The sequence below is a fragment of the Streptomyces sp. ISL-98 genome, from assembly GCF_018614055.1.
GTDB classification, from domain to species: domain Bacteria; phylum Actinomycetota; class Actinomycetes; order Streptomycetales; family Streptomycetaceae; genus Streptomyces; species Streptomyces spiramyceticus.
Genome location: NZ_JAGGPB010000023.1, coordinates 153,294 through 165,028, shown reverse-complemented (window position 1 = coordinate 165,028; position 11,735 = coordinate 153,294). Strand labels below are relative to the sequence as shown.

12 protein-coding genes are annotated in these 11,735 nt (G+C 70.1%); 4 read left to right on the top strand and 8 right to left on the bottom strand.

Features of this window, described 5'->3' with window-relative positions; translation table 11 throughout:
• Window positions 1-68: 68 nt before the first annotated feature.
• The 3 genes from J7I98_RS17130 (at window position 69) to J7I98_RS17120 (ending at window position 3,271) form a co-directional block, all read left to right on the top strand.
• Window positions 69-533, top strand: coding sequence for a hypothetical protein (locus J7I98_RS17130; RefSeq protein ID WP_251020743.1), 465 nt, complete (start codon window positions 69-71; stop codon window positions 531-533).
• 86 nt (window positions 534-619) lie between these two features.
• Window positions 620-2,407 (top strand): prolyl oligopeptidase family serine peptidase, encoded by a 1,788-nt coding sequence (locus J7I98_RS17125; protein ID WP_214921576.1) that lies wholly within the window; start codon window positions 620-622, stop codon window positions 2,405-2,407.
• An 81-nt stretch (window positions 2,408-2,488) separates the two neighbouring features.
• Complete coding sequence (locus tag J7I98_RS17120; RefSeq protein WP_214921575.1) at window positions 2,489-3,271, top strand: SURF1 family protein; 783 nt, start codon at window positions 2,489-2,491, stop codon at window positions 3,269-3,271.
• Between the two features lie 50 nt (window positions 3,272-3,321).
• Here the strand turns inward: J7I98_RS17120 and J7I98_RS17115 are convergent, their stop codons facing one another.
• From J7I98_RS17115 to J7I98_RS17085, 7 genes are all read right to left on the bottom strand, one after another.
• Entirely contained in the window at window positions 3,322-4,617 is a 1,296-nt protein-coding gene (locus J7I98_RS17115) for a hypothetical protein (protein WP_214921574.1), read from the bottom strand.
• A complete protein-coding gene (locus tag J7I98_RS17110) occupies window positions 4,614-5,273 on the bottom strand; it encodes a SigE family RNA polymerase sigma factor (RefSeq protein ID WP_214921573.1) in 660 nt (219 codons plus the stop codon). Before J7I98_RS17110 ends, J7I98_RS17115 begins: the two co-directional genes overlap by 4 nt.
• Window positions 5,274-5,569: 296 nt before the next feature.
• Window positions 5,570-6,628: an aspartate-semialdehyde dehydrogenase gene (locus tag J7I98_RS17105; protein ID WP_308377833.1), complete on the bottom strand. Its 1,059-nt coding sequence runs from the start codon at window positions 6,626-6,628 to the stop codon at window positions 5,570-5,572.
• A 7-nt stretch (window positions 6,629-6,635) separates the two neighbouring features.
• Window positions 6,636-7,907, bottom strand: a complete 1,272-nt coding sequence (locus J7I98_RS17100; RefSeq protein ID WP_214921572.1) for an aspartate kinase — start codon at window positions 7,905-7,907, stop codon at window positions 6,636-6,638.
• Window positions 7,908-8,128: 221 nt separating this feature from the next.
• Window positions 8,129-8,821, bottom strand: a complete 693-nt coding sequence (locus J7I98_RS17095; protein ID WP_214921571.1) for a DUF5063 domain-containing protein — start codon at window positions 8,819-8,821, stop codon at window positions 8,129-8,131.
• Window positions 8,814-9,413, bottom strand: coding sequence for a recombination mediator RecR (gene recR, locus J7I98_RS17090; protein ID WP_214921570.1), 600 nt, complete (start codon window positions 9,411-9,413; stop codon window positions 8,814-8,816). Before recR ends, J7I98_RS17095 begins: the two co-directional genes overlap by 8 nt.
• A gap of 100 nt (window positions 9,414-9,513) precedes the next feature.
• Entirely contained in the window at window positions 9,514-9,849 is a 336-nt protein-coding gene (locus J7I98_RS17085) for a YbaB/EbfC family nucleoid-associated protein (RefSeq protein ID WP_214921589.1), read from the bottom strand.
• A 293-nt stretch (window positions 9,850-10,142) separates the two neighbouring features.
• On the opposite strand from J7I98_RS17085, the gene J7I98_RS17080 reads away from it, so the two are divergent.
• Window positions 10,143-10,943: an SLATT domain-containing protein gene (locus tag J7I98_RS17080; protein ID WP_214921569.1), complete on the top strand. Its 801-nt coding sequence runs from the start codon at window positions 10,143-10,145 to the stop codon at window positions 10,941-10,943.
• Window positions 10,944-11,025: 82 nt separating this feature from the next.
• Here J7I98_RS17080 and J7I98_RS17075 read toward each other — a convergent pair whose 3' ends face one another.
• A complete protein-coding gene (locus J7I98_RS17075; RefSeq protein WP_214921588.1) occupies window positions 11,026-11,676 on the bottom strand; it encodes a hypothetical protein in 651 nt (216 codons plus the stop codon).
• Window positions 11,677-11,735 lie beyond the last annotated feature (59 nt).

The following is an 11,735-nucleotide window of genomic DNA, read 5'->3' as shown; positions in this document are numbered from 1 at the left end:
CCGCTTTCATGAAAGCGCGAGGCTAGAGTGCGGGTCTTGTCCCGTACGTGCCACAACAAGGGGGGACCTTGCGCGCACAACTCAGCGACACAACACACCAGTTGGCCGCCATTCTGTGGCAGAAGCACACGGTGTACCGCGACCGGACCGGCGGCATGGTCATCCGGGCCGACCACATACATCGGTGGATCAGCCTCGCCTCCACCGGCACCCGCGGCGAGGTTCTCATACGGGCGGGCCGCCTCCTCGACGGTGGAACGACCGCACCCGCCCGCGCCGAGACCGTGATGCCACTGTCCAGCGGTACGGGCGAGCTGGCCGCGGCCTGCCGCCGCCTCCTGGCGGACACTGCCACCGCCGCCGCGACCACCGGCGCCGAGACGCCGCGATCGGGAACGGCCCGGCAACGAAGACCGGCGAAGAAGAAGGTGACGAAGAAGCGCGGGGTGTCCTCCCGGCTGGTGGTCGCGGTGCTGGCCGGCGCCGCCACTCTCGTCGCGCTCGCCGCCTATGGGGCCATGGCAGGTAACTGAGCCGTGGGCAGGGGATGCTGGTGCTCCGCCGCCGGACCGCGTCAGCCGCCGGACTGGCTGTCAGTGGGGCAGAGCAGAATGGGGGAATGACTGACATCACCGGGTCCACGCCCGACTGGGAGAAGCGCTTCAGGGCGCCGCGCGTCTCGCTGCCCGACTGGGCCGACGACGCGCCCGACCGCGCGCTGTTCGTGTCCAACGCGACCGGGACGTACGAGCTGTACGCCTGGGACCGGGTGACCGGGGCGCAGCGCCGGGCGACGGACCGGCCGAACGGGACAACGGACGGCTTGCTGACTCCCGACGGGGAGTCGATCTGGTGGTTCAGTGACACGGACGGCGACGAGTTCGGCGTCTGGATGCGCCAGCCCTTCGGCGGCGGCGGCGACGAGCCCGCGACGCCGGGTCTTGAGGCGTCGTACCCTGGCGGGCTCGCGCTCGGGCGGGACGGAACCGCGGTCGTGGGGCGGTCGACCGACGAGGACGGATCGACGGTCCATGTCGTACGTCCCGGGGCCGAGCCCGTCGAGATCTACCGGCACCGGGAGTCGGCCGCGGTCGGGGACCTCTCCCACGACGGGACGTACATCGCGATAGAGCACACCGAGCACGGCGACGCGATGCACTCCGCGCTGCGGGTGATGCGGCTGGACGGCACGACGGTCGCGGACATGGACGACACCAAGGGCGGGGAGGTCGAGCTGGGTCTTGAGGTGCTCGGCTTCGCGCCGGTGGGCGGGGACACCCGGCTGCTCGTCGGGCACCAGCGGCGCGGGCGCTGGGAGCCGATGGTGTGGGACGTGGGGTCGGGCGAGGAGACCGAGCTGGGGATCGAGCTGCCGGGCGACGTGTCGGCCGAGTGGTATCCGGACGGTTCCGCGCTGCTCGTCGCGCACAGCTTCGAGGCGCGCAGTGAGCTGCTGCGGTACGACTTCGCGACACGGCAGTTGGTGGAGGTTTCGACGCCGACCGGAACGGTGTCGGGCGCGACGGCCAGGCCCGACGGGTCGGTGGAGTACCTGTGGTCGTCGGCGGCGGAGCCGCCGGTGGTGCGGTCGACGTCGGGTGACGTCGTGCTCGACCCTCCGGGGATGAAGGCGCCGGCGTCGGTGCCGGTGGAGGACGCGTGGGTGAACGGGCCGGGTGGGCGCATCCATGCGCTGGTGCAGCGGCCGGCCACGGGTGAGGGGCCGTTCCCGACGATCTTCGAGATTCACGGTGGGCCGACCTGGCACGACAGCGACGCGTTCGCGGCCGGGCCCGCGGCCTGGGTCGACCACGGCTATGCGGTCGTACGGGTCAACTACCGGGGTTCGACCGGGTACGGGCGCGAGTGGACGGACGCGCTGAAGCACCGCGTCGGGCTGATCGAGCTGGAGGACATCGCGGCGGTCCGGGAGTGGGCGGTCTCGTCCGGCCTCGCGGACCCGGCGAAGCTGGTGCTGGCGGGCGGCTCGTGGGGCGGTTATCTGACGCTGCTCGGGCTCGGCACGCAGCCGGAGTCCTGGGCGCTGGGGCTGGCGGCCGTGCCGGTCGCCGATTACGTCACCGCGTACCACGACGAGATGGAGGCGCTGAAGGCGATGGACCGGACGCTGCTCGGGGGTACGCCGGAGGAGGTGCCGGAGCGGTTCGAGGCGTCGTCGCCGCTGACGTACGTCGATGCGGTGCGGGCACCGGTCTACATCTCGGCGGGCGTCAACGACCCGCGCTGCCCGATCCGCCAGGTCGAGAACTACGTGAGGCGCCTGGAGAAGCGGGGCGCGGCGCACGAGGTGTACCGGTACGACGCGGGGCACGGGTCGCTGGTGGTGGAGGAGCGGATCAAGCAGGTGCGGCTCGAGCTCGACTTCGCGGAGCGGTATCTGAGCTGACGCGGGTGGGGGTGCCCCACCGCGGTGGCCGAGTGGACCCCGGGCGGTGGGGCGAGGGTGGGGGGAACGTACCTTTGGGGGGTGTACCGGTTCCTGCTGACGCCCCGCTGGTGGGGGATCCACCTCTTCGTCGCGCTGGCCATCCCCTTCTGCGTCTTCATGGGGTCGTGGCAGCTCGGGCGGTTCGAAGACCGCGTCGAGTCGCACCAGGACGCCGAGGAGAAGCCCGGCCCCGGCAAGCAGGCCGCCGTACCGCTCGACGAGCTGTTGCCCGTCGACCAGGAGACATCGGGGCGGCCTGCCACGGCCACCGGGCGGTACGCGGAGCAGTTCGTCGTGCCCGGGCGGGAGCTCGACGGCAAGCGTGGCTCCTACGTGCTGACCCTGCTGCGTACCGACGACGGCAAGGCCCTGCCCGTCGTGCGCGGGTGGCTGCCCGCCGGGAGCAAGGCCCCCGCCGTGCCCTCGGGCGAGGTCACCGTGACCGGTGCGCTCCAGGCCTCCGAGAACGCGGGCACCGACGGGGTGCACGCGGGAGGCGGGCTGCCGCAGGGGCAGTTGGGGATGATCAGCGCTGCGTCGCTGGTGAATCTCGTGCCGTACGACGTGTACGACGCCTGGATCACCCTCGGCAAGGGCGACGCCGGGATGGAGCCGGTCCCCGCTGTCGCGCCGCAGGGCAGTGGCCTCGATCTCAAGGCGTTCCAGAACCTGGGCTACACCGGCGAGTGGTTCGTCTTCGCCGGATTCGTGCTCTTCATGTGGTTCCGGCTCATGCGCCGGGAGGCGGAGGCCGCCCGGGATCTCGCGCTCGGGATCCTGCCGGAGGACGAGGGACGCACCTCCGTCGGCACCGGCGGCTGAGGCGCCGTCCTCTCGGAAGCGCCCGCCCCGCCCGTCACCTCACGGCCGGCTTACGACGCCGCCAGCACGCCCGTCCGGTAAATCGTGCCCGCGCACGCGTTGGAGATCGTCGCCTGCGAGCTCGGGGACCCCACGTCCGGCGTGTGGCTCACCGAGACACTGCCGTCCGCGGTGGTCCCGCCGTCCTCGCTGCCGAGCTGCGTCTCCGTGCCCGTCTGCTCCGTTTCGCCCTCGCCACCGCCGCCGCTCGCGGCGCCGCCGTCCGTCGTACCGCCCGTGCTGGGGTCTTCCGTCGGCGTGGGGTCGGGGGTGGGGTCGACCGTCGGGCAGGTGTCCGTCGGCACCCAGGCGAACTTCACCTCGTACGACATGTTCGGTGCGAGCACCAAGCCGGTCGTCTCCAGGGACGGGTCCGGCAGTCCGGTCGCCGCGTCCCCCGAGGTGTGCTCGACCACGTTGATGCGTGCCGGGTCGGCCGCCCCCATCGCCTGGAAGCTCACCGCGCCACTGCCTGCGACCGCGCACTCCTGGCCGGAGACATTGGCGATGCGGAAGGTTCCGTACACCTTGCCCTCGGCGTCGGGCACGCCCGCACCCGCCGAACCGGCGAGCTGGCTCGGATCGCACGTCGGGGCGGACGCGGCCGCCGTGCCGGGGGCGTCGTCGCCGCCGGAGCCGCTGTCCGTGTCGTCGCTGCCCGACGAACCCTTCTCCTTGCCCTTTTCCTTGTCCTTCTTTTTCTTCTCGTCCTTGGAGGTCGGCTCGTCCGAGGGCTGTCCTGCCCCCTTCTTGCCGCCGTCCGCGTCCTTCTCCCCGCCCGTACCGCCGTGCGCTTCCTGCCCGTGGCCGGCGATCGAGGGGCGGTCGTCCGACGCTCCGCCGGAGTTAGACACATGGACGAAGGCAGGGATCGCGGTGCCGACGAAGAGCGCGGCGGCCGCCATGCCGACGACGGCCTGGCGCCGCCTCGCGCGCCGGGCGGGGACCGCCTTGCGCAGGTGGTCGAGGGCGCCCTGGGAAGGTTCGAGCTCCTCCACGGCGCCGCGCAGCAGGCGGCGCAGGGCGAGCTCGTCCGCACCGAGTGCGATGCCGAGCTCGTCGGCGCCGAGCCCGTCCGTACCGGCTGCGTCCGCACCGGATCCGTCCGTACCGGCTGCGTCCGTACCGGCTGCGTCCGTACCGGATCCGTCCGCAAGGAGCCCGCCCGTACCGGGTACGTGGTCCTTGCCGGGTACGTCGTCCTTGCCGAGGTTGTCGCTCTCGTTCGGCACGTCGTTCACAATCGCTTTTCCAGTCAGGTCGTTCAACGGCCCGTCCGGCCCGTGCCGCTCTTGTTTGCCGCTCATGCCGTCGCCTCCATGGAGACGCGCAGCGCCGCGATACCGCGTGAGCCGTACGCCTTCACCGAGCCCAGCGATATCCCCAGCGTCTCGGCGACCTGGGCCTCCGTCATGTCCGCGAAGTAGCGCAGCACCAGCACCTCGCGCTGCCTGCGCTGCAGGCCACGCATCGCCTTGATCAGCGCGTCGCGCTCCAGCTGGTCGTACGCCCCCTCCTCCGCACTCGCCATGTCCGGCATCGGCTTCGAGAGCAGCTTCAGCCCGAGGATGCGCCTGCGCAGCGCGGAGCGGGAGAGGTTGACGACGGTCTGGCGCAGGTAGGCCAGGGTCTTCTGGGGGTCGCGCACACGGTTGCGCGCCGAGTGCACGCGTATGAACGCCTCCTGGACGACGTCCTCGCAGGAGGCCGTGTCGTCCAGCAGCAGGGCCGCGAGGCCGAGCAGCGAGCGGTAGTGCGCGCGGTAGGTCTCGGTGAGGTGGTCGACTGTGGTGCCCGCGGTCATGGCGTCGTCAGTGCCCTCGCGCGGGGACGGTATACGGGCGGGACGTGCGGTCGGCATGGGTGCGATCACCGGCATGCCGCCGGGTGTGCGGGGTCGCCGGAGGGGGCGCACTGCCACGCCGCGAGCCGGGACCACTGTGATGTCGAGAACCTCTGCCACGCCTGTTGGACACGCTTCCCCCCGCCAGGGTTGTACGCGCGAGGCACCGCTTTTGACGGTGTAACAAACGCCCGCATGCGTACCCGCCCTCCCGAATGCCCCATATGTCGAGACGCCTTGTTGGGGCGACCGCAAAGACGCTCCCCTCCCAACTGCCGGTTGCAGTAAGGCGAGGAGCGAATAATCGAACACAACAACGCCCGCGTTCAAGTGATCTAGCCAAGTCGTTCAATGTTCGACTTGATCACAGGGCGTTCACAGATCCTACAAAGAATTCCGCTCTACGGCGCCCGGAGTTACGCGGCTCGAAGCTCCGCTGCGACGAGCTCCGCGATCTGGGCGGTGTTGAGGGCGGCTCCCTTACGGAGATTGTCGCCGCACACAAAGAGTTCGAGTGCGGTGGGGTCGTCCAGCGAGCGCCGCACGCGCCCCACCCACGTCGGGTCCGTCCCCACCACGTCCGCGGGCGTGGGGAATTCGCCCGCCGCGGGGTTGTCGAACAGCACCACGCCCGGCGCCGTGGCCAGGATCTCGTGCGCCCGGTCGACCGTGACCTCGTCCTCGAAGCGGGCGTGCACGGCCAGCGAGTGCGTCGTGATCACCGGCACCCGGACACAGGTGACCGAGACCCGCAGATCGGGCCGGTCCAGGATCTTCCGCGACTCGGCGCGGACCTTCAGCTCCTCCGACGACCAGCCGTCGTCCATCAGCGAGCCGGCCCACGGCACGACGTTCAGCGCCACAGGGCCGGGGAAGGGGCCGTTGTCGTCGCCCACGACCCGTCGTACGTCGCCGGGGCTGGTGCCCAGCTCCGTACCCGCGACGAGGGAGAGCTGGGTGCGCAGCGTGTCGACCCCGGCCCGGCCCGCGCCGCTCACCGCCTGGTACGACGAGACGACCAGCTCGGTCAGTCCGAACTCGGCGTGCAGCGCGCCTATGGCAACAATCATCGACAGCGTCGTGCAGTTGGGGCTCGCGACGATGCCGCGCGGGCGGACCCGTACGGCATGGGGATTGACCTCGGGGACGACCAGTGGCACCTCCGGATCCATCCGGAAGGCGGCCGAATTGTCCACGACGACCGCGCCCAGGCCCGCCGCGATGGGCGCCCACTGGGCGGCCACGTCGTCCGGTACGTCGAACATCGCGACGTCGACGCCTGTCAGAGCCTCCTCCGACAGCGCCAGAACCTCGGTCTCCTCCCCGCGTACGACCAGCTTCCGGCCGGCCGAGCGCGGGGAGGCGACGAGTCTGATCTCGCCCCAGACGTCGGCGTGCTGCGACAGGATCTGGAGCATGACGGCGCCGACGGCTCCGGTCGCTCCGACGACCGCGAGTGTCGGCTTGCCAGTCACTTGCGAGTCACCTTCCAGTGCCCCCGTAGACGACGGCCTCGTCGGAGTCACTGTCCAGGCCGAAGGCGGTGTGCACGGCGCGCACGGCCTCGTTGACGTCGTCGGCGCGGGTCACGACCGAGATGCGGATCTCGGAGGTCGAGATCAGCTCGATGTTCACACCCGCGTCGGACAGCGCCTCGAAGAAGCCCGCCGTGACGCCCGGGTTGGTCTTCATGCCGGCGCCGACCAGGGAGATCTTGCCGATCTGGTCGTCGTAGCGAAGCGACTCGAACCCGATCGCTGCCTTCGCCTTCTCCAGGGCGTCGATGGCCTTGCGGCCGTCGGTCTTGGGGAGGGTGAAGGAGATGTCGGTCAGGCCGGTGGTCGCGGCAGAGACGTTCTGCACGACCATGTCGATGTTGATCTCGGCGTCCGCGATGGCACGGAAGATCGCCGCGGCCTCGCCCGGCTTGTCCGGCACACCGACGACCGTGACCTTGGCCTCGGAGACGTCATGGGCGACTCCGGAGATTAGCGCGTGCTCCACCTGCTGGTCCCCTTGCGGCTCGTGACTGACCCAGGTCCCGCGCCCGCCCGAGAAGGACGAGCGGACGTGGATCGGGATGTTGTATCGGCGTGCGTACTCGACGCACCGGTGCAGCAGCACCTTGGAGCCGGAGGCGGCGAGCTCCAGCATGTCCTCGAAGGAGATCCACTCGATCTTCTGGGCCTTCTTCACGACCCGGGGGTCGGCAGTGAAGACACCGTCCACATCGGTGTAGATCTCACAGACCTCGGCGTCGAGCGCCGCGGCCAGCGCCACGGCGGTCGTGTCCGAGCCGCCCCGGCCGAGGGTGGTGATGTCCTTCTTGTCCTGGGACACACCCTGGAAGCCGGCGACGATGGCGATGTTGCCCTCGTCGAGGGCGGTGCGGATACGGCCCGGCGTGACATCGATGATGCGCGCTTTGTTGTGGACCGAGTCGGTGATGACACCTGCCTGGCTGCCCGTGAACGACTGGGCCTCGTGGCCCAGGTTTTTGATCGCCATGGCCAGCAGGGCCATGGAAATCCGCTCACCTGCGGTCAGCAGCATGTCGAATTCACGTCCGGCAGGGATCGGGGATACCTGCTCGGCGAGATCGATCAACTCGTCCGTCGTGTCGCCCATCGCCGAAACCACGACAACGACCTGGTGGCCGTCCTTCTTGGCATCGACGATCCTCTTGGCGACGCGCTTGATGCCTTCGGCATCGGCAACGGAGGAGCCTCCGTACTTCTGCACGACAAGGCCCACGTGCGCTCCTCGCTAGTCATTACTGCGGTCGGCTCAGTTTACCGAGCAGGCCGGGCCCGCCCACGCCGTATCACATCCTGAGATGTCCCGCTCATGATGTGATCAAGACGCAACCCGGGCAGGCTCTGACCTGCTCGGTGAGGATGCCTGCCCCGGCGCACGTCCGGTACGCGGAACGTGGGGTGGCTCACATACCGGTCACCGCTCGTGGCGGCGTACGGTCACGTCACCGTGCGCAGGCCGAGCGGGCCCGCCAGTTCCTCCGCCATGACCTTGCCGGCTTCCTTCTCCAGCTCCTCCTCGCCGAGGTCCTGGTCCGTGTCCAGACCGTCCAGCTCCTCCAGGGGCTGGTCGAGGCGGACGTGCGCGACCAGGGACTGGAGGGCACGGAGGCAGGCGGAGGCGGTTGAGCCCCAGTTGGAGAAGTACGAGAACTGCCACCACCACAGGGCTTCGGACGTGCGGCCCGCGCGGTAGTGGGCCAGGCCGTGGCGGAGGTCGGTGATGACGTCGGCCAGGTCGTCGGAGATCCGGCAGGCGACCGGCGCCTTGCGCGGCTCGTACGGGTCGAAGACCTCGGAGTAGACGTCGATGGGGTCGAGCATGCGGGCGAAGCGCTCGCGCAGGTCGTCCACGTCCGGCTCCGGGCCGAGGTCCGGCTCGTACCGCTCGTCGGGGACGATGTCCTCGTGCGCGCCCAGCCGGCCGCCCGCCAGGAGGAGTTGGGACACCTCGAGCAGGAGGAACGGGACCGCACTGTCGGGCTCGTCGCCCTTGGCCACTTCCGTGACCGCGACGATGAAGCTTTCGATCTGGTCCGCGATCTGGACGGCGAAATCGTCCGGGTCCTGCGCGACCGCATGCAGCAGCTTCGTGTTGGCGTTCGCGTTGGCGTCAGGCTTTGCGTCAGACATCGAGCAATCGTCTCCCCTCGAAGGCACGGCCCAGCGTGACCTCGTCGGCGTACTCAAGATCTCCCCCGACGGGGAGTCCACTGGCCAGGCGTGTCACCCGCAGACCCATCGGCTTGACCATCCGGGCGAGGTAGGTGGCGGTTGCCTCGCCCTCCAGGTTCGGGTCGGTGGCCAGGATCAGCTCGGTGACGGTGCCGTCCGCGAGGCGCGCAAGCAGCTCGCGGATCCGCAGATCGTCCGGGCCGACGCCCTCGATGGGGCTGATGGCCCCGCCGAGTACGTGATAGCGGCCGCGGAACTCCCGCGTCCGCTCGACCGCGACGACATCCTTGGGCTCCTCGACGACACAGATGACCGCCGGGTCGCGGCGCGGGTCGCGGCAGATCCCGCACCGCTCCTCCTGCGCGACGTTGCCGCACACCGCGCAGAACCGGACCTTGTCCTTGACCTCCAGGAGGGCGTGGGCAAGGCGGCGGACGTCGGTGGGCTCGGCCTGGAGGATGTGGAAGGCGATCCGCTGCGCGCTCTTGGGACCGACGCCGGGCAGCCTGCCCAACTCGTCGATGAGGTCCTGGACCACGCCTTCGTACAACGGATTGCCTTCCTGGTACTGCTCGTCCTGGTGCTGCTGTCTTGGTCTGCTTGTCCTGCAGGCCTTGCTCAATACGTACGGTAGTTGTTGCGGGGCCGCCTTAGAAGGGGAGGCCCGGCATACCCCCAAGACCCTGGGCCAGCGGGCCGAGCTTCTGCTGCTGGAGTTGCTGGGCGTTGTCGTTGGCGGCCTGGACCGCGGCGACGATCAGGTCCGCGAGCGTCTCCGTGTCGTCCGGGTCGACCGCCTTGGGGTCGATCGTGAGACCGAGGAGCTCCCCCGAGCCGTTCACGGTCGCCTTGACGAGGCCGCCGCCGGCCTGGCCGTCGACCTCTGTCCTCGCCAGTTCTTCCTGGGCCTTCGCGAGGTCCTGCTGCATCTTCTGGGCCTGCTGGAGCAGCTGCTGCATATTGGGCTGGCCACCACCGGGAATCACGGTCACTCCTGGCACTTCGACGACGGTTGTTCGGTATGGCGAGCCTACGTGTTCGCCGGGCGCCCTGCCCCATGCCGTACGAAGCGACTCTTTCGGGTGAGAAGGTTTGCGCGCACTACCTGACCAAGACCCCCTTCCGGCCGGAAATACCGGCATGTCGGCCCCGCCGCCCACCATTCGGCGGTAGGAAGGGCACGCGTATGCGCTGCGCGCATCAGGCGTTACTTCACGTCATGTTGCGTCACGTAACGTCACGTCACTCACGTCATGAACAGAGCGCAGAGGAGTGCCCGGTGAGCCAGCCGGAGATGCAGCCCGAGGGGCCCGCCCGGAGGGAGGGCAAGGGCGCCGACGAGCAGTTGCCCGGGCGGTCGTACGGGCGATCCTCGGGGCGGTCGAACGGCGAAGGCGATCTGACCGATCTGACCGGGCGGCCGTTCCCGCTCGGCGACTGGGGCGAGCCCGCCGAGCGTCTCGACGAGCTCTACCAGTGGGTCGAGGCGGGTGCGCTGCGTACCGCCGACTGGTATCTGGCCGACCGGTCGTGGAAGCGCCGCAGCGCGCGTGCGCTGCGGATCGGGACAGCGGCCGGCGTGATCACCGGGGCCGCCCTGCCGCTCGTCGACCTGGCCGGGGCGGTGGACGGGACGGCGGTGTGGGGCTACCTGGCGCTGCTGATCGGGGCGGCGTGCATGGGCTGCGACCGGTACTTCGGGCTTACGTCCGGGTGGATGCGGGACATGGCCACGGCGCAGGCGGTGCACCGGCGGCTGCAGGCGCTGCAGTTCGACTGGGCGTCGGAGAGTGTGCGGGAGGTCCTCGGCCCTGCCGAGGGGACCGCGAGCGAGGCGGCCGAGCGGTGCCTCGGTGTGCTGCGGCGGTTTTCGGAGGACGTGACGGAGCTGGTGCGGTCGGAGACGGCGGACTGGATGGTGGAGTTCCGGGCGGGGCCTGCGCCGCTGGGGATGCAGTCCTCGCTGGGCGGCGTGGGCGGCCCACGGGGCGAGGGCGGGTCGTCGGCCGGGCGCTATCCGCTGCCCCCGGGCACGCGTCCGAACATGCCGCGCCAGAGGCCCCCGGAGTCGCCTCGCTGAGGGCCTGTGGACCCCCGGAGTGGGGATGTGGGGTGCGGGGCACCCCACATCCCCGGTGCGGCCGCTTCGCGCCGCGAACGCTCTAGCTGAATATGATCATGGAGCCTTGGCCGAGACTACGGGTTGCTGCCGCGTGCAGGCCCAGCCAGACGTGACGTTCGCGGGCGAAGGGGCTTTCGTCGTACGGCAGTGGGTCCGCCGGTTCTTCCAGGGTTGTGGGGCGGCCCGGCGGCCGGGGCGGCGACGGCGGGTTCGCCGCGTCGATGCCGATCGACGCGGCCACGAATTCCAGTTCGCGCAGCAGGCCCTGCGTGGAGCCCAATGGGCCGCCGCCGGCCAGGAGTTCCTCGTTGGACAGCGGCGCGGCGAAGTCCACCGGGACGTACGCGCCCGCGTGGTCGTAGTGCCAGACCAGGTGCGACTGCTGGGCCGTCGACTCGAACATCTCCAGGAGCTGCGCGTAGTCACCGCCCAGCGCATCCACCGGGGTCACTTCCAGGCCGCAGATCTGGAGCAGGTACGCGCGGCGCAGGAAGTGCAGGGCGTCGTAGTCGAAGCCGGCCACCGGGGCTACGTCGCCCGACAGGCCCGGCATGTAGGCGAATACGGGGACGGTGGGCAGGCCCTCGTCGGTGAGGGCCTTGTCGTACGACGCGATCTCTTCGGCGAAGGGATTGTCGGGGCTGTGGCACAGCACATCGACGAGGGGGACCAGCCACAGGTCACAGGCCACGTACGGCTCGCTCTCCACTGGGTTCGTGCGACGGTCGGGACAGCGTAGTGCTACGAACC